The organism is Vagococcus acidifermentans (genome assembly GCF_003987655.1).
In the GTDB taxonomy this organism is placed as follows: domain Bacteria; phylum Bacillota; class Bacilli; order Lactobacillales; family Vagococcaceae; genus Vagococcus_B; species Vagococcus_B acidifermentans.
Window position 1 is genome coordinate 123,344 of sequence record NZ_NGKC01000001.1, and the last position, 23,570, is coordinate 146,913.

At 45.0% G+C, this 23,570-nt stretch carries 24 protein-coding genes; 20 read left to right on the plus strand and 4 right to left on the minus strand.

Annotated features, from left to right (window positions below; translation table 11 throughout):
• Window positions 1-5: 5 nt before the first annotated feature.
• Genes CBF27_RS00655 through CBF27_RS00670 form a run of 4 tightly spaced genes read left to right on the plus strand, consistent with a single transcriptional unit; the run spans window position 6 to window position 3,812 of the window.
• Window positions 6-1,094: an ABC transporter ATP-binding protein gene (locus CBF27_RS00655; RefSeq protein ID WP_126811347.1), complete on the plus strand. Its 1,089-nt coding sequence runs from the start codon at window positions 6-8 to the stop codon at window positions 1,092-1,094.
• Between the two features lie 51 nt (window positions 1,095-1,145).
• Window positions 1,146-1,928 (plus strand): ABC transporter permease, encoded by a 783-nt coding sequence (locus CBF27_RS00660; protein WP_425469912.1) that lies wholly within the window; start codon window positions 1,146-1,148, stop codon window positions 1,926-1,928.
• Window positions 1,918-2,742, plus strand: coding sequence for an ABC transporter permease (locus CBF27_RS00665; protein ID WP_126811352.1), 825 nt, complete (start codon window positions 1,918-1,920; stop codon window positions 2,740-2,742). The genes CBF27_RS00660 and CBF27_RS00665 overlap by 11 nt, the downstream gene beginning before the upstream one ends.
• Window positions 2,739-3,812, plus strand: a complete 1,074-nt coding sequence (locus CBF27_RS00670) for an ABC transporter substrate-binding protein (RefSeq protein WP_126811354.1) — start codon at window positions 2,739-2,741, stop codon at window positions 3,810-3,812. Before CBF27_RS00665 ends, CBF27_RS00670 begins: the two co-directional genes overlap by 4 nt.
• Before the next feature lie 139 nt (window positions 3,813-3,951).
• Here CBF27_RS00670 and CBF27_RS00675 read toward each other — a convergent pair whose 3' ends face one another.
• Entirely contained in the window at window positions 3,952-4,911 is a 960-nt protein-coding gene (locus tag CBF27_RS00675) for a 1-phosphofructokinase family hexose kinase (RefSeq protein ID WP_126811357.1), read from the minus strand.
• A 166-nt stretch (window positions 4,912-5,077) separates the two neighbouring features.
• On the opposite strand from CBF27_RS00675, the gene CBF27_RS00680 reads away from it, so the two are divergent.
• From CBF27_RS00680 to CBF27_RS00735, 12 genes are all read left to right on the plus strand, one after another.
• Window positions 5,078-5,854: a DeoR/GlpR family DNA-binding transcription regulator gene (locus CBF27_RS00680; protein ID WP_245985886.1), complete on the plus strand. Its 777-nt coding sequence runs from the start codon at window positions 5,078-5,080 to the stop codon at window positions 5,852-5,854.
• The gene (locus tag CBF27_RS00685) at window positions 5,847-6,290 is read left to right on the plus strand and encodes a PTS sugar transporter subunit IIA (protein WP_126811363.1); all 444 of its coding nucleotides are present in this window, start codon (window positions 5,847-5,849) and stop codon (window positions 6,288-6,290) included. The genes CBF27_RS00680 and CBF27_RS00685 overlap by 8 nt, the downstream gene beginning before the upstream one ends.
• A gap of 27 nt (window positions 6,291-6,317) precedes the next feature.
• Window positions 6,318-6,596 (plus strand): PTS galactitol transporter subunit IIB, encoded by a 279-nt coding sequence (gene gatB, locus CBF27_RS00690; RefSeq protein WP_126811366.1) that lies wholly within the window; start codon window positions 6,318-6,320, stop codon window positions 6,594-6,596.
• A 13-nt stretch (window positions 6,597-6,609) separates the two neighbouring features.
• Window positions 6,610-7,950 carry a PTS galactitol transporter subunit IIC gene (locus tag CBF27_RS00695; RefSeq protein ID WP_126811369.1) on the plus strand — a complete coding sequence of 447 codons (1,341 nt, stop codon included), beginning with the start codon at window positions 6,610-6,612 and terminating at the stop codon, window positions 7,948-7,950.
• A gap of 4 nt (window positions 7,951-7,954) precedes the next feature.
• A complete protein-coding gene (locus tag CBF27_RS00700; RefSeq protein WP_211334576.1) occupies window positions 7,955-9,007 on the plus strand; it encodes a galactitol-1-phosphate 5-dehydrogenase in 1,053 nt (350 codons plus the stop codon).
• The gene (gene lacD, locus CBF27_RS00705) at window positions 9,004-9,978 is read left to right on the plus strand and encodes a tagatose-bisphosphate aldolase (RefSeq protein ID WP_126811372.1); all 975 of its coding nucleotides are present in this window, start codon (window positions 9,004-9,006) and stop codon (window positions 9,976-9,978) included. The genes CBF27_RS00700 and lacD overlap by 4 nt, the downstream gene beginning before the upstream one ends.
• 649 nt (window positions 9,979-10,627) lie before the next feature.
• Complete coding sequence (ispE, locus tag CBF27_RS00710) at window positions 10,628-11,485, plus strand: 4-(cytidine 5'-diphospho)-2-C-methyl-D-erythritol kinase (RefSeq protein WP_126811374.1); 858 nt, start codon at window positions 10,628-10,630, stop codon at window positions 11,483-11,485.
• A 118-nt stretch (window positions 11,486-11,603) separates the two neighbouring features.
• On the plus strand, window positions 11,604-12,284 hold the full coding sequence (locus tag CBF27_RS00715; protein ID WP_126811377.1) for a metal ABC transporter ATP-binding protein: 681 nt from the start codon (window positions 11,604-11,606) through the stop codon (window positions 12,282-12,284).
• On the plus strand, window positions 12,257-13,078 hold the full coding sequence (locus tag CBF27_RS00720) for a metal ABC transporter permease (RefSeq protein ID WP_126811381.1): 822 nt from the start codon (window positions 12,257-12,259) through the stop codon (window positions 13,076-13,078). Before CBF27_RS00715 ends, CBF27_RS00720 begins: the two co-directional genes overlap by 28 nt.
• A 137-nt stretch (window positions 13,079-13,215) precedes the next feature.
• On the plus strand, window positions 13,216-14,034 hold the full coding sequence (gene purR / locus CBF27_RS00725; RefSeq protein WP_126811383.1) for a pur operon repressor: 819 nt from the start codon (window positions 13,216-13,218) through the stop codon (window positions 14,032-14,034).
• A gap of 131 nt (window positions 14,035-14,165) precedes the next feature.
• Complete coding sequence (glmU, locus tag CBF27_RS00730; protein ID WP_126811385.1) at window positions 14,166-15,539, plus strand: bifunctional UDP-N-acetylglucosamine diphosphorylase/glucosamine-1-phosphate N-acetyltransferase GlmU; 1,374 nt, start codon at window positions 14,166-14,168, stop codon at window positions 15,537-15,539.
• Between the two features lie 91 nt (window positions 15,540-15,630).
• A complete protein-coding gene (locus tag CBF27_RS00735) occupies window positions 15,631-16,608 on the plus strand; it encodes a ribose-phosphate diphosphokinase (protein ID WP_126811387.1) in 978 nt (325 codons plus the stop codon).
• A gap of 103 nt (window positions 16,609-16,711) precedes the next feature.
• Here the strand turns inward: CBF27_RS00735 and CBF27_RS00740 are convergent, their stop codons facing one another.
• The 3 genes from CBF27_RS00740 to mscL form a co-directional block, all read right to left on the minus strand.
• The gene (locus tag CBF27_RS00740) at window positions 16,712-17,245 is read right to left on the minus strand and encodes an RDD family protein (protein ID WP_211334577.1); all 534 of its coding nucleotides are present in this window, start codon (window positions 17,243-17,245) and stop codon (window positions 16,712-16,714) included.
• Between the two features lies 1 nt (window position 17,246).
• Window positions 17,247-18,281: a signal peptide peptidase SppA gene (gene sppA / locus CBF27_RS00745; protein ID WP_126811392.1), complete on the minus strand. Its 1,035-nt coding sequence runs from the start codon at window positions 18,279-18,281 to the stop codon at window positions 17,247-17,249.
• Window positions 18,282-18,687: 406 nt separating this feature from the next.
• A complete protein-coding gene (gene mscL, locus CBF27_RS00750) occupies window positions 18,688-19,107 on the minus strand; it encodes a large conductance mechanosensitive channel protein MscL (RefSeq protein WP_126811394.1) in 420 nt (139 codons plus the stop codon).
• Window positions 19,108-19,376: 269 nt separating this feature from the next.
• Here mscL and yfmF point away from each other — a divergent pair, with 269 nt between their 5' ends.
• From yfmF to CBF27_RS00770, 4 genes are read left to right on the plus strand one after another with little or no spacing between them, the layout of a single operon-like run.
• A complete protein-coding gene (gene yfmF / locus CBF27_RS00755; protein WP_126811396.1) occupies window positions 19,377-20,642 on the plus strand; it encodes an EF-P 5-aminopentanol modification-associated protein YfmF in 1,266 nt (421 codons plus the stop codon).
• The gene (gene yfmH, locus CBF27_RS00760) at window positions 20,642-21,937 is read left to right on the plus strand and encodes an EF-P 5-aminopentanol modification-associated protein YfmH (RefSeq protein WP_245985887.1); all 1,296 of its coding nucleotides are present in this window, start codon (window positions 20,642-20,644) and stop codon (window positions 21,935-21,937) included. Before yfmF ends, yfmH begins: the two co-directional genes overlap by 1 nt.
• A gap of 12 nt (window positions 21,938-21,949) precedes the next feature.
• Complete coding sequence (gene ymfI / locus CBF27_RS00765) at window positions 21,950-22,672, plus strand: elongation factor P 5-aminopentanone reductase (RefSeq protein ID WP_126811398.1); 723 nt, start codon at window positions 21,950-21,952, stop codon at window positions 22,670-22,672.
• Window positions 22,673-22,694: 22 nt separating this feature from the next.
• Window positions 22,695-23,555, plus strand: coding sequence for a helix-turn-helix domain-containing protein (locus CBF27_RS00770; RefSeq protein ID WP_170174956.1), 861 nt, complete (start codon window positions 22,695-22,697; stop codon window positions 23,553-23,555).
• Window positions 23,556-23,570: the final 15 nt, after the last annotated feature.

A 23,570-nucleotide genomic window follows, 5' to 3' on the forward strand; every position in this document is an offset into this window, starting at 1 on the left:
GAGATGTGAACCAAACCATTATTCGTTTTGAACAAGTCGTCAAACAGTTTGATGATGATGCGCCGGTATTGAAGAATGTGAGTTTTGATATTGAACAAGGCAAATTTTATACGCTGCTGGGACCTTCCGGCTGCGGGAAAACGACTATTTTAAGACTGATTGCCGGCTTTACCGATGCAACATCCGGCACGATTTATTTTGAAGGTAAGCGGATAAACGATTTGCCGCCGGATAAACGGAAAGTCAATACGGTGTTTCAGGATTATGCGTTGTTTCCGCATATGAATGTGTTTGAAAACGTGGCGTTCGGGCTGCGGATTAAAAAGCTGCCGAAAGCTGAAATTCAGCAGAAAGTACATGAGGCGCTCAGGATGGTCCAGCTTTCAGGATTTGAAGAACGGCAAATCAGCGAGATGTCCGGCGGCCAGCGTCAGCGTGTTGCAATCGCCAGAGCGCTGGTGAATGAACCGGAAGTGCTGCTGCTGGACGAACCGTTATCTGCACTTGATTTAAAATTACGGACAGACATGCAGTACGAACTGCGCGAGCTGCAGCAGCGCTTAGGCATCACATTTATCTTTGTGACCCACGACCAAGAAGAGGCGCTGGCGCTGAGTGACGAAATTTTCGTTATGAACAAAGGCAAAATCCAGCAAAGCGGCACACCTGTGGATATTTACGACGAACCCATCAACCGTTTTGTGGCCGACTTTATCGGGGAAAGCAACATCGTCGACGGTGTCATGATTGCCGACAACCTGGTCGAATTTGTCGGCAAACAGTTTGAGTGTGTCGACAGCGGCATGCGCTCCAATGAACCAGTGGAGGTTGTGATTCGTCCGGAAGATTTGAACATCGGTCCGGTTGAGGGCGGAAAACTAAAAGTGAAAGTCGATACACAGCTGTTCCGCGGCGTGCATTATGAGATTATCTGCTATGATGCGGAAGGCAACGAATGGATGATTCACTCCACCCGGCGGGCAACAGAAGGGCAGGAAGTCGGGCTGTATTTTGAGCCGGAAGACATTCATGTCATGCGCTTCGGCGAATCCGAGGAAGAATTTGATGCGCGGCTGGAAAGCTATGACGAGTAAAAGGAGGCATGCCGAGTGACACAATCAAAACGTTTATACACGATTCCGTATATGCTGTGGCTGATGCTTTTTGTGATTGCACCGGTCCTGCTGATTTTCTACCAGTCATTTTTTGACAGCAGCGGACAGTTGACATTGGCCAACTACCAGACATATTTTACATCAGGCACCTATTTGCGGATGACGCTGAATTCGGTGTTCTATGCGTTTTTAATCACTTTTTTCACGCTGCTGGTCAGCTATCCGACAGCGTACTTTCTGACAAAAACCAGACACAAACAGTTATGGCTCCTGCTGATTATTTTGCCGACGTGGATTAACCTCCTGTTGAAAGCCTATGCGTTCATCGGCATTTTCAGTATCCACGGCAGTGTCAATCAATTTCTGGGATTAATGGGGATTGGCCCCAAACAGATTTTGTTCACGGATGCCGGCTTTTTGTTTGTCGCAACTTATATTGAAATCCCGTTTATGATTTTGCCGATTTTCAACGCGCTGGAGGAAATTGACTCTTCTCTCATCAGCGCCAGCCGCGATTTAGGAGCTGACGGTATTCAAACGTTTCTCAGAGTTATTTTTCCATTGTCGCTCAACGGCGTCAAAAGCGGTGTGCAGGCAGTTTTCATCCCGTCACTCAGCTTGTTCATGCTGACGCGTCTGATTGGCGGCAATCGGGTGATCACGTTGGGGACATCCATTGAACAGCATTTTCTGGTTACCCAGAACTGGGGCATGGGCTCGACCATCGGGGTCATCCTGATTATCGCCATGTTCGGAGTGATGATGCTGACCCGCGAACGGGGAAAAAAAGGAGGGCGGAAACATGGCAAATAAACGCTTTAAATGGTCGACCGTGTACTTAGTGCTTGTCTTCGTTCTGCTGTACGCCCCGATTATTTATTTGATTTTTTACTCTTTCAATGCTGAAGGGACGATGAACCGCTTCACCGGTTTCACATGGGAACACTATCGAGCAGTTTTTGAAGACATGCGGCTTTGGGGAATTGTGCTTGACACATTTGTGCTGGCTTTTTCGTCGGCGTTTCTGGCAACAGTCATCGGCACGTTCGGTGCTATGGGAATTTATTACACGAAAAAGCGCAGCTCACGCAATGCGCTGTTAAGTTTGAATAATATTCTGATTGTTTCGCCGGACGTCATTATCGGCGCCAGCTTTTTGATTTTGTTTACCTTTCTTGGGGCCAGTCTCAGTTTTTATTCTGTTTTGATTTCCCATGTGGCATTCAGTATCCCGATAGTCGTGCTGATGGTTTTACCGAAACTGCGTGAGATGAACGACTCGATGATTGATGCCGCGCGCGACTTGGGGGCGAATACTTGGCAAGTCATATATAAAATCTTGCTGCCGTTCATGACCCCGGGGATCATTGCCGGTTATTTCATGGCATTCACTTATTCGCTGGATGATTTTGCAGTGACATTTTTTGTGACAGGCAACGGGTTCAGTACCCTTGCCGTTGAGATATACTCCCGGGCACGGCAAGGTATCAGTCTGGAAATCAATGCCTTGAGTGCGTTGTTGTTCCTGTTTTCGATTGTGCTGGTTTTAGGCTACTATTTTATCAGCCAGGAAAATACCGGCAAAAAATCAAAACGCCATGTGAGAAGGGGGGCAAAACTAGGATGAAACGCTTGAATGCTTTAATCATCGGCATCTTAGCATTGATTGCCATTCTGGCACTGGCGTCGTTCCAACTGAAAAGGACACAGGGACGTGCCGGCAAACAAACCGTAACGATTTACAATTGGGGCGACTACATCGACCCGCAGCTGCTCAAAGATTTTGAAGAGGAATTCGGCTATACAGTCGTCTACGAAACATTTGACTCCAATGAAGCAATGTTCACCAAAATCAAACAGGGAGGCACCGCCTACGATTTGACCATCCCGAGTGAGTACATGATTCAAAAAATGATGAAAGAAGACATGCTCATTAAACTGGACCACAGCAAAATCAACGGCTTGGAACACATTGACAAACGGTTTCTCGATTTGGAGTTTGACCCGGGCAACCAATATTCCATCCCGTATTTTTGGGGCACGCTGGGTATTATCTACAATGACAAGATGATTGAGGGTGACCGGGTGCAGCACTGGGATGATTTATGGCGCTCTGAGCTTAAAAACAATGTCATGCTGATTGACGGTGCCCGGGAAGTGATGGGACTTGCCTTGAACAGCAACGGCCATTCTTTGAACAGCACCAACATAGACGAGCTGAACGAAGCCGCCGCCAAATTGTCCAAGCTGACACCAAACGTCAAGGCCATCGTAGCGGATGAAATCAAAATGTACATGGTCAATGAAGAAAGTGCCGCCGCCGTGACGTTCTCAGGCGAAGCATCGGAAATGCTGGACGGCAATGAACATTTGCATTACGTCATTCCGGAAGAAGGGTCAAACCTGTGGTTCGACAACATTGTCATCCCGAAAACCGCCAAAAACGAACAGGGCGCCTACGATTTCATCAATTTCATGCTGCGGCCGGAAAACGCTGCGGCCAACGCAGAGTATATCGGCTACGCAACACCGAATAAGGCAGCGATGGCCATCCTGCCCGATGACATCACCGGCGATGAGCAGTTCTACCCAAGTGACGAAGTCGTTGCGAATTTGGAAGTTTATGAAGACTTGGGTTCCAAGTATTTGGAATTGTACAATGATTTGTTTTTGGAGTTTAAGATGTATCGGAAATAGCGTAAAAAAAGCGGCTTCGCAGCCGCTTTTTTATTGTACACATGCACTTTTATTGGGGGCTAACCGAATCTCAGAAAGATAAATACCACAACGAACAGTCGACTCGGACTTTGGATAGATCAAGATTTTTCTTAAATAATCATAGCTTGTTGTTCTGAATTTGGTTTACAGTAACAGTTGGACCGATATGCTTCAACTGCTCTTTCGTTATTTCCGGATACCAGTTCATAGCATTACAGGTTGAAAAAAGTAATGAGCTTTTTAGCATTTTTTCGGCCGAATCATTGTTTGCGATGCCCCTAACCAATCTCCCTAGAAAAAAGTCGCCACAAGCAATAGGATTTTTAGCTTTGATCGGTTCTGCAAAACCTCTATATAACTCGCCATCAATACGCCCAACAATCCCTTCTTTTCCTAATGTAATGACAAAATTAGGGATTTCCTTTTTTATGTCTTTTGTCAGTAATGCAAGGTAATCATCTACTGTAGCCAGTTTTTTTTCAGGAAAAATGTCTTGAATTTCCTCGTCATTAATTTTTATTAAATACGGGTTAGTTTCGTGGTAAGTTGTTGCGAGCGCTTTGCCGCTAGTATCCACACACAGTTTAAAGTTAACTTGGCGTTTTTTTAAGGTTGATACTACTTGGGAGATATAGTTTGATGGCATTCCTTTCATGAGAGATCCGGAGAAAACGATAATGTCATTATTATTAATTGATGAAATCAACTTCTCTGTAAATAAATCGAGTGTGTCAGCATTTAAATCAAAGCCTGCTTCATAAATAGGAAGTATTTCTTTTTCCGTCATGTCAACCAAAATATTGCATAGGCGGGTGTTCTTTTCAACTGTAGTTGCCTCTATTTTATAGCCCTTTTCTGCAGCCAATTCAACTAAGTGGGTTCCATACAATCCTCCTATCATCGTATGAATCATAATGTCTGGCAAATCTTTTTCGTAAGTCAAAGCGTATGCAACGTTAAAACTTTTCCCTCCCGGAAACTCCCTTACTTCAATAGGACGGTTAGGAACAGAAGATTCAATAGTTTTGAATAGCAGTGTCCGGTCTACCGCAGGGTTTGGGCAAATCAAGTGAATCATTTTCAGCACTCTCCTTTTTTAACTGAAATCATTATACAACAAAATCTAAGTTATTTGGCATATATTTTGCAAATTTTATTATTTATTATAAAAATGCAAATTTATTGTTGCAAAATGCAAAAAATATGATAATATAATGATAACGATTGCAAAGGGGGTAAAAAAAGTGGCAGAAAATCGCAAAGAGCAAATACTGAATATACTGAAAGAAAAAAAATCAGTTCGGATTCTAGATTTAAGTAAACAATTAAAAGTTTCCAGAGAAACTGTACGTAAAGACATCATGGAAATGGAAGAAGAAGGTTTACTGAAAAAAACGTATGGTGGTGCTGTGCTGGATGAGGCCAATATTGAAACAGATTATGAACGAAGGCGTGCAGAAAATAAAGGACAAAAAGAAAGTATTGCAGATCGTGCGTATCAGTTCATTGAATCAGGTGATACGATTTATTTAGATTACGGTACGAGTACCTACGCTTTAGCTGAAAAATTAGTCGATTTTAAGGATTTAACAGTTGTGACGAATAGTATTCCAATTGTGAATCTGCTCATACATTCCCCAGGCGTTCAATTAATTATTTTAGGCGGAAATGTACGGAAAAACGAAGATTCGCTATTTGGCACATTCGGGTTAAACAGTGCAAAAGAAATATTTGTCGATTTAGGTTTTTTTGGATGCGCCGGTATAGATACAAAATCTGGTGTCACCAACTACCATATGGGGGAAATTGAAATCTCCAAAGTAATGATTCATCACAGTAAAACAGTTATTTTGTTGGCAGATGATACAAAATTTGGGAAATCTGCTCTTTACAAAACTTCAAATTTGGCGGATTTGGATATTGTCATCACGACAACCATGAAGGATTTGGAGGCGGAAGAGGAGTTTTTAAAATACGGATTTGAGATTATCAAAACAGAAGGGGGTGAAAAAGATGATTAAGAAAGAGTTTTTGTTTGACACCTGTTTCAAAACTAAAAATGACCTCTTTAAAGGTGCCACTGAATTTTTAATGAAAAATAACTATGTGTCAGCGGAATTTGAAGAATCACTAAATAAGAGAGAGCAAGATTTTCCCACGGGCTTACCAACCGTTCCGCCTGTAGCTATTCCACATACAGATGGCTCATATGTAAAGAAGGATACGATTTTATGCATCGTCAATAGAAATGAGGTGCCGTTCAATGAAATGGGAGGTGATGAAGACGATTTTGTTTTTCCAAGAGTATTTTTTATGTTAGTACTGGGAAATGGCGAGACACATTTAGCGCAACTGAAAAATCTGGTTGAAAAAATTCAAGATGGCCAGCTGGTCGCAAAATCGTTGGAAGCGAAAAATCTGGAAGAATTCGCAATTGTTGTAAACACATACTTATGAAAACAGGTCTAGTAGGAGGAAGAGAAAATGAAAAAAAAGATTATTGTAGCATGTGGTGGCGCAATTGCGACATCAACAGTAGCAGCAAGTCGTATTCGTGAGTTGCTGAAGGCCCACGGGATAGACGCTGAAGTCAAGCAAACACGTATCACTGAGTTAGACTCAGAAAAAGAGGGAGCGGATTTAATTGTCACGACAGCAAAGGTAAAAAAAGATTATGGGGTGCCGACCATTCACGGTGTGGCATTTATTTCAGGAATAGGCATTGAAAAGCTAGAACAACAGATTTTAGATGTTCTAAAATAAAGGAGGAATTTTCGTGGGAGTCATTCAATATATTGTCGATTTGGGGCCAACAGTGATGTTGCCTCTGATCATTTTCATCATTGGAATTTTACTAAGACAAGGAATTGGTAAATCACTGCGTTCGGGTTTAACAGTGGGTATTGGTTTTGTCGGTATCAACTTAGTCATCAGCTTAATGACTGAAAACTTAGGAGATGCTGCGAAATCAATGGCAGACAATTATAATTTAGGATTAAATGTCATTGATCTCGGCGGGCCGGGAACTTCTCCGATGGCTTGGGCATCAAGTATGGGATTGATTGCAATTCCGATTGCGATAGGCGTTAATATCGTGATGCTGCTGACTAAAATGACAAAAGTTGTGAACGTTGATATTTGGAATATTTGGCATATTGCATTTACTGGAGCAATGATTCAAGTTGCAACAGGGAGTTATATGTGGGGAATTGTCGGTATTGTTGTTCATTCCGTGATTGTTTACAAACTAGGTGATATTTTTACGCCTGTAACGGATGAATACTTTGGCTTAGAAGGCATTGCGATGCCTCACGGCACATCTGCTTATATGGGGGTCATTGCCAAGCCGGTCGATGACTTGATTGAGCGGATTCCAGGATTGAATAAAGTGACACTCACCCCGGAGAAAATTGAAGAACGTCTAGGTGTGTTTGGCCAACCAACTATTATCGGTGCAGTTTTAGGTTTTGTTATTGGCCTGTTAGCGAAATATCCGATTGGGCAAGCTGCCACATTGGCTGTGCAAATGGCTGGTGTCATGGTTTTGATGCCCATGGTAGTAAAACTGATTATGGAAGGTTTGATTCCAATTTCAGAGGCTGCACGTTCAATGTTAGATAAACATTTTTCTGGCAGTGATTTCCGAATTGGTTTGGACTGTGCATTAATGTTAGGTGATTCAGCGGTTGTTGCCTCCTCGATGTTGTTTGTCCCGTTAACGATTTTGATTGCGGTCGTGCTTCCTGGCAATAATATTTTACCATTTGGTGATTTGGCAACAATTGGCTTCTTCGTAGCAATTGCGGTCGGAGTCCATAAAGGAAACATTTTCCGTACACTCTTTTCAGGAACAGCAATCATGACAATGACATTATGGATTGCTAATCAAATGGCCCCTATCCAGCAGGCATTAGGTCAACAAGTTGGTTTAACAAAGGCGGGTGAGCAGATTTCATCAATGGACCAAGCCGGCTCCCCAATCACTTACTTGCTGACTAAAGGTATTACTTTGGAAATGGGTGTTGGTTTCTTTGTGATTTTGGTTCTTTACTGCTTCTGTGTAGCTTATACGTATGCCAAATATAAACAAGGTAAGTTATATGTAGAAGAAGCGTAGGAAGGTGAAGAAAGTGAAAGCATTAGTAGTGACAGATGTTGCCGCAATGGAATTACAGGAAGTTGCCGTTCCTTCTCCTCGAAAAGGAGAAGTATTAGTGAAAGTTGCTTATGTCGGAGTATGTGGATCTGATTTACCGCGTTATTTTGATGGAGGAGTTCACCAATTCCCACAAGTATTAGGGCATGAATTTTCCGGTACCATAGTTGAGGTTGGCGAAGGTGTGCAAATAAAGAAAGGCACACGCGTCACAGTCGCTCCGCTGGTGCCATGCAACACATGTGAGCAATGTTGCAGCGGTTGTCCGCAATTATGTCTTAATTACAGTTTTATCGGGTCAAGGCAACAAGGCGCAATGGCTGAGTATGTGATTGCTCCTATTGAAAATTGTTTAGTTGTCCCAAAGGAATTGCCCTTGAAAATTGCTGCAACCATCGAACCGTTGACAGTTGCGATTCATGGAATCGAACGAATTCGGACAAAAGCAGGAGACAAAACACTAGTATTAGGTGCGGGGACAATTGGTTTAATGACCATCTTGGCGTTACGCGCGCGTGGTGTTGGTGAAATTACGGTCGTTGATCTAAATAATCAAAAATTAGCACTGGCGAAGAGAATTGGGGCAGATGTTATTCTCAATCCTTTGTCAACTGATTTAGATGAGCATTTCAAGAAAAACGGACTTGCTTCTGTTGTATTTGAAACTGCCGGCAATCACATCACACAGGTACAATCGATTAAGTATGCAGCGCGGCGAGCCAGAGTAGTGTTTGTCGGAACATGTACGCATCCGGTAAATTTTGCAGCAGAGGAATTTGAATTGATTTTGCGTCGCGAGCTGGAATTGACCGGTTCATGGATGTCGTATTCGGCTCCTTTCCCGGGATTTGAATGGTATGCAGCGTTGCGGTATTTAGTATCAGGTGAAATTGATACATCGCCATTGATTACGGGGATTTACCCGTTAGAAGCACAAGCTGAACCATTTGAAAAAATGCGCGAAAAAGATTCAAATGAAGTCAAGGTATTATATGAAATTGGAGGAGAAGTTGAGTGAGTGAGTTGAAAACTGCAAGGCTACGCAAGATGCTGAACAAGCAGCAGATCATTGCAGCATTAGCGATTGACCAACGAGGGGCTATGAAAAGATTAATGTCAAAACACAAAAAAGAAGCCACTTCGGAAGACATAATAGAATTTAAAACTTTAGTCTCAAAAGAATTAACACCCTACACATCTTCCATATTACTAGACCCCGAATACGGATTACCTGCGGCCAAACAGAAAGATCCAGAAAGTGGCTTATTATTAGCATACGAAAAAACGGGTTATGATGCAACCGTTCCGGGAAGATTACCAGATATTTTAGATGTCTGGTCAGTACGCCGCTTAAAAGAAGCGGGTGCTGATGCGTGTAAATTTTTATTATATTACGATATCGATGAAGCAGAAGAGATTAATGAACGCAAGCACGCTTTTGTTGAACGATTGGGTTCAGAATGTGTTGCAGAAGAAATGCCGTTTTTCTTAGAATTACTTTCTTATGACGCGGCTGGTTTAGATGCTAACAGTGCGGATTATGCGAAAGTAAAACCGCATAAAGTCAACGGGATGATGAAAATTTTTTCAGATGAAAAATATCATGTTGATGTATTGAAAGTTGAAGTGCCAGTGAATATGAACTTCGTTGAAGGGTACGCTGAAGGTGAGGTAGTTTATTCAAAAGATGACGCAGTGAAGTGTTTTGAAGAACAATCAGCGTCAACACACTTACCTTTTATCTTTTTAAGTGCAGGTGTTTCAGCTGCGCTGTTCCGGGAAACCTTACGTTTTGCGAAAGATGCCGGTTCAACTTTTAATGGTGTGCTATGCGGTCGTGCAACATGGGCAGACGGCATAGGGGTTTTTGTCAAAGAAGGTGAAAAAGCAGCAGTTGACTGGCTGCGCACACAAGGAAAACAAAACATTGATGAATTGAATACCGTACTGGCTGAAACAGCCACGCCGATAAAACTAGCGGACAACTAAATCAGTCCATCAAAAAAGTGAACAGAATGAAAGAAGCATAGCTTCAAGTAATTTATTTAGGCGCTGGACTGAGGATTTCTTAGAACATAGTTTAACAGCTTGGGAGCATGATTATTAGTGCTCTCAAGTTTTGTTTTTATATGATTTAGCAGTCTTATGAAACGTGCTTGCCAAAGTTGCCTTACTTTGTTAATGCTCCCGAGTGTAATCGCTTGCACACGTTCTGGAAACATGGTATAAAATAAGTGTAAGGGGTCATATGAATTCCCGGTAGGTGCAGACGATGTAGGTTCTGCTATTGAAAAGAATTTGTATGAGACTTCAAAGAAAACCTTGTAAAGGATGTGGGAATTTGAGTTACTCCTTACAAATGGAATACGGTCTGACAAGCGGTCATTAATGAGGGTTGAGTGGACATAAGAACCTCAATTCAGATGTGTATGAACGAAAAAAGAGAACCGCTTGCCAGACTGTTATTTTTTTGTCATCAAGCTAAACACGGTCAAGCTCTGTCATGAAAAAAGACGGGGCTTTTTTCATGTTTGCCGGAGGTTCATTACTTTTTTGCGTCAATAGTCATTAAAAATTTAAAATTTCACTGTTTTCATGTATAATCAAACAAGCAAACAGCTTTGTAAGGATGAGAGGAATGGAGATAATTGAAAAGGCATCTGCTAAAATAAATCTCGGTCTGGATGTTTTATATAAACGCGACGACGGCTATCATGAGCTGGAGATGATTATGGCAAGTGTGGACTTGTCGGATTATTTGACGTTCACTGCATTGGATGAAGACAAGATCGTCATCACGACGGATAACGGCTTTTTGCCGGTGGACGGGAAAAACAATATTTATCAGACGATTGAAATCATCAAGCAGCACTATGCCATAACAAAAGGTGTCCATGTGGATTTGAAAAAACGCATTCCGGTCGCAGCCGGTTTAGGCGGCGGAAGCAGTGATGCGGCAGCAACGTTTCGCGGATTGAACCGCTTATTTGAATTGAACATGACGTATGAGGACATGGCGGCGCTCTCTATACCGGTGGGGACAGATGTTCCTTATTGCATATACAGCCGGACGGCGCTGGTCAAAGGCGTTGGCGAAAAAGTCATTCCGCTGGCACGGCCCATCCCGCAGTGCTGGGTCGTACTGGTGAAACCAAAATTGAGTGTATCGACACCTAAAGTGTTTGCGCGATTGTCGCTGGATGATGTGACTCATCCGAGAATCGACAAGCTGCAGGAAGCCATCGAAACGAACGATTACGACATGCTGACACGTTATCTGGGCAATTCTCTGGAAACCTATACCATGAAAAAACATCCCGTTGTTCGCCAAATCAAGGAAAAAATGCTGCAGTTTGGTGCGGATGCGGCTGTCATGAGCGGCAGCGGCCCGACGGTGTTTGCGCTTTGCCGGAAACAGTCGCGTGCGCAGCGGGTAGCCAATGGCCTGAAAGGGTTTTGTGAAGAAGTTTATGTGGTCCGGACACTGAATCAGTAAAAGCGCAGAAGATGCGCTTTTTTTGAGTGCTTTGCTTGTGTTTACTGACAGAAAATGATAAGCTATAAAATGTTTTAAAACGGAACGGTTACGATTTGTGAATGGAGAGGTAACAATAATGAGATACATAGATGTCAAAGACCTGACATTTTATTATGGCGAAGAACCAGTGCTGGAAGACATTTCGTACCATGTGGATTCGGGTGAATTTGTCATTCTGACCGGTGAAAACGGCGCGGCAAAGTCCACGCTGATTCGCAATACGTTAGGACTGTTGAAGCCGGCGGCGGGGACGGTCACGATTTCAAAGACGAATATAGAAGGAAAAAAATTGAGTATCGGCTATATCCCTCAGCAGATAGCCTCATTCAATGCCGGGTTTCCAAGCACGGTGATTGAGCTGGTCCGCTCAGGACGCTTCCCGCGGGGCAAATGGTTTCACCGTTTGACTGAGCGTGATCATCTGCATGTGGAAAAGGCGTTGAAGTCCATCGGTATGTGGGAGATGCGGGATAAAAAAATCGGCGAGCTGTCCGGCGGTCAGAAACAGCGTATTTGTCTGGCGCGGATTTTTGCGACAGACCCGGATTTGTTTATACTGGATGAACCGACGACCGGGATGGATGAAAATTCCCGCGGCGAGTTTTACCGGCTGCTGCGCCATAGTGCCCACGTGCATCAGAAAGCAGTATTGATGATTACGCACGACCATGAAGATATCAAGGAGTACATGGACCGGCATATCCAGCTTGTGCGGAAGGAGGATTCTGAATGGCGATGTTTTCATATGAGTTCATGATTCGGGCGTTGATTGCGTCCTGTTTCATGGCTGTTATTGCTCCGATGCTGGGAGTTTTTCTTGTGCTGAGGCGCCAGTCGCTGCTGGCTGATACACTGTCACATGTGTCTTTGGCAGGTGTGGCGTTAGGTTTTTTTCTGAACCAGAATCCAACAGTGATGACGTTGATAGTGGTAGTGATTTCTGCGCTTTTGCTGGAGTATTTGCGCGGCTTATACAAATCCTACTCTGAAGTTTCCACAGCGATTTTGATGGCCGGCGGACTGTCGATTGCCCTTGTGCTGATGAATGCCAATAAGGGAGCGGCGGCAATGAACATCCAACAGTATTTATTCGGTTCCATTGTGACAATCAACTGGAGCCAAGTCAGACTTTTAGGAATCTTGACGGCGGTCAGCATCATCCTGTTCTTGGCTCTGAAACGGCCGATGTACGTCTTGACGTTTGATGAAGAGACGGCGCATGTCGACGGTTTGCCGACGAGACTGCTGTCAACGATGTTTAACGTCTTGACCGGTGTTGCAATTGCCGTGATGATTCCGATTTCTGGAGCTTTGCTGGTGTCGGCCATCATGATTTTGCCTGCTGCGATTGCCATGAAAATCGGGAAAAGTTTCAACGGCGTCATTTTTATTAGTGTAGGAGCCGGGTTGTTAGGCATGGTTTCCGGGCTGGTGGCATCGTTTCAAATTGATACACCGCCGGGAGCGACCATCACGTTGATTTTTATTGCGTTGTTCTTACTTGTCAATGTGTTCAACGTTGTTATGCTGCGTCTCTTGAAGAAAAGATAGAGACGAATGAAAAGCAGCTGCATCTTTCGCTTTATACAAAATGACGAACAATTATTAAAAATTAAAGAAAATCATTTGCTTTTTTTCGTTAAAACCTTATAATAGAATCAACTATTTAAAACAGATGAGGTAAAAGCATGAAAATAAAACGAAGTGAACGCCTGATTGATATGACCCAGTACCTGCTGACGCATCCCCACACGCTGACGCCGCTGACGTATTTTGTGAAGCGGTATGAGTCGGCAAAATCCTCCATCAGCGAGGACTTGGCAATTATTAAAAAAACGTTTCGTCAACGGGGGACCGGTCGGCTGGAAACAGTCCCAGGTGCAGCCGGCGGCGTTATCTTTACTCCGGAGATGTCTTATGAAGAAGCCAAAGCAATTGTTTTGGCGCTGTGCGAGCGCTTGTCCGAGCAGGACCGGCTGTTGCCGGGCGGCTATGTCTATTTGTCTGATTTACTGGGCGAGCCGCAGCTGCTGAAGCAAGTCGGCAGGATTATTGCCTCCCGCTACGTCGGCAAAAAAATCGATGCCGTCATGACAGTGGCAACCAAGGGCGTACCGATTGCCCAAGCGGTCTCGTATTATTTGAACGTACCGTTTGTCATCGTCCGCCGGGATTCAAAAATCACTGAAGGATCGACGGTCAGCGTCAACTACGTGTCAGGTTCTTCCGAGCGGATTGAGAAGATGGAGCTGTCCAAGCGCAGCTTGAAGCGGGGATCAAAGGTGTTAGTGGTCGACGATTTTATGAAAGGCGGCGGCACCGTCAACGGCATGCGTGCCTTGATTGAAGAGTTCGAAGCGGAACTGGTCGGTATCACAGTGTTTGCCGAGTCCACCTTCAGCGGCCGGCGGATGGTCGAAGAATACACGTCCTTGCTGTGCGTGCGCGATGTGGACACACGGACAAAAAATATCACCGTTGTGCCGGGCAATTATTTTGCCGATTAAAAGAGTTTATTACTTGGATTGAAAGTGGTATAGTTAAAAAGAGCTTATAACGTAAGCTCTTTTTTATTGAAATGTGATGAATGGTTAGATAAACTACACGTAACAAAAAATGAATCAGGGAGTGTTTTGAAGTGACTAATCGTTATGCCGTTATTTTAGCAGCCGGACAAGGTTCGCGTATGAAGTCATCGTTGTACAAAGTGCTGCATCCAGTAGCCGGGAAACCGATGGTAGAGCTGGTCATGACGCAGGTGGAGCAGCTAGATGTCGAGCAAATCGTTACGGTGGTCGGCTTTGGTGCTGACAAGGTAAGAGAGTCTCTGGGAGATAGAAGCGACTACGTGCTGCAGGAAGAACAGCTCGGCACCGGTCATGCTGTGATGCAGACGCGCGAGCTGCTGGCAGACAAAACAGGGACGACACTGGTCATCTGCGGCGACACGCCGCTGTTAACTGCAGCGACACTGGAGCAGCTGTTTGCACACCACGAAGCAGCCGGAGCCAAAGCAACGATTTTGTCTGCCATTGCAGCAGACCCTTCCCACTACGGCCGGGTCGTCAGAAATGCCGACAACCATGTTGAAAAAATCGTTGAACACAAGGATGCGAATCCGTCCGAGCTGACCATCAAAGAATTTAATACGGGAACTTACTGTTTTGACAACGCGGCGCTCTTTTCCGCTTTGGAAAAAGTCGGTAACGACAATGCCCAGGGCGAGTATTACTTGCCGGATGTCATTGGCATCCTGAAACAGGCAGGTGATATCGTCTCCGCCTATATCATGGATTCTGAGGAAGAATCCATGGGCATTAACGACCGCGCGGCGCTGGCCAAAGCCAACAAACTGATGCGCCAACGTGTGAATCATGAGCTGATGCAGCAGGGAGTGACGTTTATCGACCCTGATACGGCATATGTGGATGTGGGCGTGACTATCGGTCAGGACACTGTCATCGAACCGGGAGTCAGCTTAAAAGGCGACACGACCATCGGCAGCCATTGTGTCATTGGCGCCCATTCTGAAATCGTGGACAGCAAGATTGGTGACGGTGTGCGTGTCACTTCGTCAATGATTGAGAAATCTGCCGTGGCGGACGGCGCGGATGTCGGCCCGTATGCCCACCTGCGTCCGCTGTCGGAAATCGGGGAAAATGTTCACATCGGCAATTTTGTCGAAGTCAAAAAATCCAGCATTGCGAAAAATACTAAAGTCGGCCATTTGACCTATGTCGGTGATGCAACGCTGGGAGAAAACATCAATGTCGGGTGCGGGACAGTCTTTGTCAATTATGACGGCAAAAACAAGCACCACACTCATGTCGGCGACAATGTCTTTATCGGCTGCAACGCCAATTTAGTTGCACCGGTGACTCTTGGAGACGGCAGTTTTGTGGCAGCCGGCTCGACTATTACAGAGGATGTGCCCGGTGATGCGCTGGCGATTGCCCGTGAACGACAGACAAATTTAAAGAATTATGCAAAAAAGTTGCCATATAACTCATAATTCTGCGGAAACCACTTGATTTATATACAAAAAATGACTACTATTTAGTAGGAACAGTTAACGAGAGAACAAAAAGAAAGTGGAGGTCCTCATGTCAAACAATTACTTTGATCCAAGGTTGAAAATTTTTTCGTTAAATTCTAACAAGCCGTTAGCAAAAAAAATTGCGGATGCTGTCGGGGTGGAGTTGGGAAAGTCAGAAGTCAGACAATTCAGTGACGGAGAAATTCAAATCAATATCGAAGAAAGTATTCGCGGCGGTCATGTTTATCTGATTCAATCAACGAGCCATCCGGTCAATGACCACCTGATGGAACTGCTGATCATGATTGATGCATTGAAACGTGCCAGTGCGAAAACCATCAACGTCGTTATGCCTTACTACGGCTATGCACGCCAGGATAGAAAGGCGCGGTCGCGCGAGCCGATTACGGCAAAGCTGGTAGCCAATATGCTGGAAACAGCAGGAGCAACCCGGCTGCTGACGCTGGATCTGCATGCATCGCAGATTCAAGGATTCTTTGATATTCCTGTGGATCATCTGATGGCAGCACCATTATTGGCAGATTATTTTATTGAACATGGTTATGAGGGAGACGGTGTTGTGGTTGTATCGCCTGACCATGGCGGTGTGACACGCACCCGCAAACTGGCGGAATTTTTGAAATCACCGATTGCGATTATCGACAAACGCCGGCCAAAAGCCAACGTCGCCGAAGTCATGAATATCATCGGTGAAGTCAAAGGCAAAAAATGTGTCTTGATCGACGACATGATTGATACTGCCGGCACGATTTGTTTGGCTGCAGATGCTTTGAAGGAAGCTGGCGCAACGGAAATCGTAGCGAGCTGTACCCATCCGGTATTGTCCGGTCCGGCAATCGAGCGCATCGACAAGTCGGCCATCAAACGCTTGGTCGTGACAGATTCGATTCAGCTGCCTGAGCACAAACATTCCGATAAGATTGACACAGTCAGTGTTGGTCACTTGATGGGTGAAGCTATCAAACGCATCCACGAAAACAAACCAGTGAGCCCACTTTTTGAAACAAAAAAATATGTCCACTAGCAGTGTGCGGCCGCCTTTATCGGGCGGCCGTTTTTTTTGCGTGCGGCGGGACAAAAAAAGGGCTGACGGCAAACATGCGCCATCAGCCCTGTGACTGCCGGGACTATTTTACTCCTTGAAACTGCGATTGGTAGCGCGGCTTTTTCCCGCGGGATTTGGCCGCTTTGACAGTGTTGATGATAATCACGCTCGTATCGGCAAAGAAATCTCCCACATGCTGTTTTTTAGGTGTGAAGGCGGCAATTACATAGCCGATACTGAAAATAAAGGTTTTTAAGATAAACCGGCAGGCACATTCTCGAATGAGAACTGTTTGCCAGCTCAATTCATCTTCTGTCAAGCTGACGACTTTCAGTCCGAAAATCATTTTTCCGATGGTTTGCCCGGAGTTTAGCTTGGTTAAGAGTGTGAAATACGCCAGATAAATAGCCAGAGAAGCCAGTCCGTAAAAGGTGATTAAGGACGTGCTGGTCTCAAATCCCATGACTTTATAAAACAGCCCGATAGTAGCGCTGGTGATGGCACCGATGCAAATCAAATCCACCAGAAACGCGAATAAGCGCAGCCAAAAACCTGCGAAAAAGTAATTGGGAAACTGATTGATGATATCGGCAGTGAGTTTTAGGTTGTTTTTCACATTAAAAACCTCCGTAATAATACATCGGCTTCGGCGCTTCAGAAGAACCGAATGTTTCAAAAACCGATAAAACCCGCTCAGTGGTGGTGGCTTTTAATCCTTGCCACTCCGCAACTTTCACGCCCAGCCAGGAAGAGGCAAAACCGGTTGTGTCATTTTCATAGACAACCACTTTAGCATCAGTTAATTTCTGTTCTTTTTTCAATGCTTCCAAGGCATCTTCGGGATAACCGATTTCATCGACTAAACCGTTTGCGACTGCCTGGCTGCCGTCATAAATACGGCCGTCCGCAAGTTTCTTGACAGCTTCGACATCCATTTTGCGACCTTCAGCCACAATCCCGACGAAACGGTCATAAGCACTCATGATGAAGTCTTGCACGACTTCTTTGTCTTCTTCAGTCGGTTTGCGATTGGGCGACATCATGTCCTTTAACGCCCCGCTTTTGTAAGTGGCATCCGTCACGCCCATTTTTTCCAGCAAGCCGGAAATGTTCAATCCGGAGATGATGACACCAATAGAGCCGGTGGTTGTTTCTTCTGTTGCAAAAATTTTATTTGAATTAGCGGAAATGTAATATCCGCCGCTGGCTGCGGTGTTTTTGAACGACGTATAAATCGGAATCTTCAATTCTTTGATTTTAGCTAATTCTTTGGCGATTTCGGCACTTTCATAGACGCCTCCGCCGGGTGAATCCACTTCCAGGAAGACTCCTTTGACGGTATTGTCTTCTTGGATTTTTTTTAATTGGGCTAAAAAGTTTTGGTGATTGTATGTTTCATGACTGAACAGGCTGCTTTCGCCAGTATCCATGATAGTGCCTTCAACCGTCAGCTTCACGATTTTTTTATTGGCAGCTCCGTCTTCCAAGGTTTCTTCCACCAGTTCATTAGAGCCGTAAAAAATTTTGTTGATGCCCGTTAACGCAGGCTGTGTGCTTTCTTCTGTTTCTTTGCCCGGAATAAATGCAATGACAAGTGATAATACCAATAATGCACCTGCAATTCCTAAAGCGACCCATCTTTTCGTATTCATATAGTCCTCCTAAAAATCTCTTGTTCACATGGCTGTTTTTTTGATCAGTGGCGTGATGACAGTTCTCACACCGTGCCGCAGTGATTGCCCTCCTTTTGCTGTCCGAAAAAAGCAAGTTTCTTCGAATGTTTACGCCATTTTACGTAATCTGATACCGATTAGTGCGGCGGCATCATCTTTTTTAGTTTAACTTAAAATGAACGTTCAATCCAGTCCCAATGTGAGTTCTTTCATTTCCCGTACTCGCAGCGGTTTCATTCGAGGGGCGCACAAGCAATGACAGACAGGGCATATTTTTTTAAAAAAAAGGGACATGGCGTGTTCCGGCCATGTCCCGTTTTGAAAAACATAGTTGTGTTATCAGCAGTTTACGGCAAAAGCCCTTAACTATCTCCATAGTCAGAAATTATGAACGCTGATTTTTCTGTTCTGCCAGCAGCGAACGGATATCGGTCAAAATGTCTTCGGCAGACTCTGCCGGAATTTCTTCTTCTTCCTTTTTTTGAGGTCCGATTTTCTGTGCAGCTTTGTTGGCGAATTTGATGATCAGGAACAGCACAAATGCTGTAATTAAAAACGTGATAATTGCTGAAATAACCTGTCCGTAGTTGAAGCTGACACCGTTGATGCGAAAGGTTAACTCTTTTGTGGCGTCATCCAGATTTTTTCCGCCAGTCAGCAAAGCGGCGACTAATCCAATTAGAGGTGTGATCAGTCCTTCCACCAAAGAAGTGACAATGGCAGTGAAAGCACCGCCGATAATCACACCGACAGCCAAATCGAGCACATTGCCTCTCGTGATGAATTCACGGAATTCTTTTATCATAACATTTCCCCCCTTTGCGTTTTATTATACAGAAATCCGGCAAAAGTTAAAAATAAAAAATATCAAAAAAAAGAAGAATCGAGTGTAATGTTTTTGTAATATATGATAAAATAATGTAACTGAGTTAAAATATTAAGGGAGAGCCTATTTTATAAGATTCTATCAAAATTCGTTTATTTCATAGTCTTTTCCTGTTTAAAATGACTGTTTTTTGATACTCTGTAGATATATGAATCATTTCTCTCAAAACAATCAAGAGGAGTCTTAGAATGAGTATAGAATTAACCCAAGGTGTAACACTGCATGTTCTGCCGACTGAAAAATACAAAACTACACGCATTATGATCCGGTTTGCTGCCGAATTGGACAAGGCGACCATCAGCAAACGGACACTGCTCTCCAGCCTTATGGAGACCAACAGCTTGACTTACCCAACACAAAGCGACATCAGCAGGAAACTGGCCGAGCTGTACGGGGCCGGTTTCAGCATTGATGTGATGAAAAAAGGGTCCCGTCATTTTTTCACAGTCACACTGAACTTAGTGGACGAGTCGCTGTTGTCCAGCGGTTCCACGGTGTTTGAAGACGGTGTGGCTTTTTTGCGGGATATTTTATTCCATCCGAATGTCACCGGCGGTCAGTTCGACCAAGAAACATTTGAGCGGGAACAACGCAATCTGGTGAAATATATCGCATCGGTGTTTGATGACAAGCAGAGTTATGCGGCGCTGTCGCTTCAGGAATTATATTTTGCCAACTCGGACAGCCAAAAGACACCGAGTTTCGGTACGACGGAGGATATTTTAAAAGAAACCGCCGCATCGCTGGCCGCTTACTATCAGCAGATGCTGGCGGAAGATGCTGTGGATATTTTTGTCATGGGAAATATGGAAGAACAATATGTTGCCCAATGTTTCGAGGGATTCGGTCTGGCTCCGCGCCAGCCTGTCAGCGGCGGCTTGTTCTACACCCAACCGGTACAAAACATCATCCGCCAGAAGACGGAAACGCTGCCTGTCATTCAGTCGAAACTGAATCTCGGGTATTTTACCGACATTTATTTTCATGACGACCAGTATTTCCCGCTGCTAGTGTTTAATGGGCTGTTCGGCGGTTTCCCGCATTCAAAATTGTTTATGAATGTGCGTGAAGCTCACAGTCTGGCCTACTATGCCAGCAGTTCGATCGACACGTTCCGCGGGATGATGACAGTGCAGACAGGAATTGACGGTGCCAACCGCGACAAAGTGCTGAGACTTATCAGCGAACAGCTGAAAGAACTGGCTCAGGGGATTGTCAGCGACACCGAATTGCTGCAGACAAAACGCATGCTGCAAAACCAATATTTGCTTTCCTTGGATAATCAGCGTGCCTTGATGGAACAGCGCTTTTTGGAAATGCAGCTCCCGCAGTCGCGCATAACTGACGAAGAATGGCTGGAGCGGGTCGCGGCAGTGTCGCTTGATGACGTGCAGCGCGTCGCCCAGCAGACGAAATTGCAGGCGGTCTACTTTATGGAAGGCGGTGCTGAGTAGTGGAAAAAACATATTATCCTCACATCAATGAGACACTTTACACGGAAGTTTTGCCGAACGGCTTGGAAGTGATGCTGCTGCCGAAGCAGGGCTTCCATAAAACGTATGGTCTGTTTACCACCAATTACGGGTCGGTGGACAACGAGTTTATCCCCATCCATGAAACAGAGTTTGTCCGCGTGCCGGATGGTATCGCGCATTTTTTGGAGCATAAGCTGTTTGAAAAAGAAGACGAAGATGTCTTCCAGAAATTTGGCCGGCAAGGTGCGTCCGCCAATGCGTTTACCAGTTTCACACGTACGAGCTACTTGTTTTCGGGGACTGGTCAGGTGACGGAGAACATCGAAACCTTGCTGGACTTTGTTCAGTCGCCTTATTTCACCCAAGAATCGGTCGACAAGGAAAAAGGCATTATTGGTCAGGAAATCCAGATGTATCAGGACGAACCGAACTGGCGGCTGTTTTTTGGTATGCTGAATAACTTGTATCCGAAGCACCCGCTGCATATCGACATTGCGGGAACGGAAGACAGCATTGCTGAAATTACAGCGGAAGATTTGTATTTGTGTTATCATACATTTTATCATCCGAGCAACATGAACCTGTTCATCGTCGGCAACATGGACGTGGATAGTATTTTACAGACGATTCGGGACAATCAGGCGAGAAAGCCGTTTGAGGCGGCTGTTCCGGTGAAGCGCCGGTTCCCGGTTGAATCGGGCGACGACCTCGTCAAAGAAAACAGCATCACTATGTCGGTATCACGCCCCAAGGCAATTGTCGGGCTGAAGGGCCTCGATGAGCTGCCTGAGGACGGTCTGGCAAAATTAACGTACCGGACATCCGTTCAGCTGCTTTTGCAGTTGCTGTTCGGCGACGAGTCCGACAATTATTTGACAATGTACAATGACGGCTTGGTAGACGACAGTTTTTCTTTTGAATTTAATCTGGACCGGGGCTTCCATTTTGCCGATTTCAGTTCGGATACAGATGAACCGGAACGGTTTGCCAATCAAATCATGAACATTTTGATCCGGGCAGACAAAAGCACTGAACTGACGAAGGAAAAGTTTCTTCTGGCCAAACGCCGGATGCTCGGGAAACATTTGAAGTCCTTGGATTCGCTGGAGTTTATTGCCCAGCAGTTCAGCGGGTTTAAATTCGGCACCGCGACCTTGTTTGATTTGAGCAAGGTCATCGACAGCATCACGCTGGACGATGTGCATCGTGTGCGTGAATCGTTTATTCGTCCGGAAGGTTTAAGCAAATTTTTCATTTATCCAAAAGAAACATAAGGGTGACTGACAGTGAAATATATTTTAGTAATGGGTGCAAGCGGCGATATCGGCCAGGCGTGTGTGAAACAACTGGCGCGGGAAGGCTATTCAGTCTACTGCCATTATCATACCAACCGGCAGGCTGTTGACACACTGGTTGCCGAGCTGAGTTGCCAATACCCCCAGCAGGACTTCTTTGCAGTGCCGCTGGACATGACAGATGAGGCGGCTTTGCCTGCGTTTGTTGCGGATTTGTTCGAGGTGAACGGCATCGTTTTTGCAAGCGGCGGGACGGTTTATAAACTGCTGGCTGATACAACGCCGGCAGAAATGGACCGCCTGTGGCAAGTCCACGTGAAAACCCCTGTGCGGCTTTGCCAGCTGCTCCATTCGAAGCTGGTGCGGCGTACGGGCAGCATTGTGTTTGTCAGTTCGGTCTACGGACTGATTGGCAGCCCGATGGAAGTCATGTATAGTACTTTAAAGGGGGCCCAGCTGTCATTTGTCAAAGCGTATGCCGGAGAAGTGGCTTCCTCAGGTATTACCGTGAATGCTGTCGCACCCGGGGCAGTTGACACACAAATGAACCAAGCGTTAACATCTGAAGAAAAAGAAGAATTGATCTCTTCCATCCCGGCCGGCAGACTGGCACAGCCAGCAGAAATTGCCGCCAGCATCGTGTTTTTGTTAAGCGATAAGGCGCGCTACATCACGGGCAGCACGTTGCCTGTGACCGGCGGATGGCAAGTTTAAGATAGAAAGTGGAGGCGAGGACTTGGATACAATTGGAGAAAAGTTGAAGATCGCTCGTCTAGAGAAAGGACTAACGATAGGTGATTTACAGAAAATCACTAAAATCCAGCGCCGTTTTTTAGAAGCGATTGAAGCAGATGATTTTGATGCGATGCCCAGCGATTATTATACGCGAACCTTTATCAAGCTGATGGCAGAAGCCGTTGATTTAGATGCCCGTCCTCTGCTTCGGCAGTTTGACGGCGAACCAGACCAGCAATTCGGCTACACGCCTCGTCCTGAACGGATTGAAGGTTCTCGGAAAGCACGCCATGAAGAGAGCAGAAGCAAAGTGGCTATTTTTAAGTCCTACATTCCAGTGTTAATCCTTATTTTAACTGTTTCTCTGATTATTGGCGGCATTATTTTTGCAACGGTCATGGAAAACAAAAGTGAACCGATGATTAAACAGCAGCCGACAGTCAGTTCCGTATCATCTGAGGACAAAAGTAAAGACACGACAGAAGAAGATTCCAGCTCCTCCGAGGAAAAACCGGAAACCGACATGAAAATTGTGTTTGACCGGGAAAACAACGGCTTCACTTATTTTGACGTCAAACGGGCGGAACGTCCGCTGACTGTTTCTTTTGAAGGACTGACAGCGCCTTGCTGGGTCGGTCTGGCAGAAACACCGCAGTCCGCTATTTTCTATCAGTATACGGTCAAGCCGGGCGAAGTAGTGGAAACAACCATCCCGGAAGAATTAGATACGGTACAAATTACCCTCGGTGCCTCATCTTATGTTAAAATGAAGATTAACAATGAAGACTTTGATTTTAATCCCAACAACACTGCTTCAGAAAAACGAGTCATCGTACTCAACTTGGCAGCAAGTGACGATTAAGACCGAGTTGGTTGG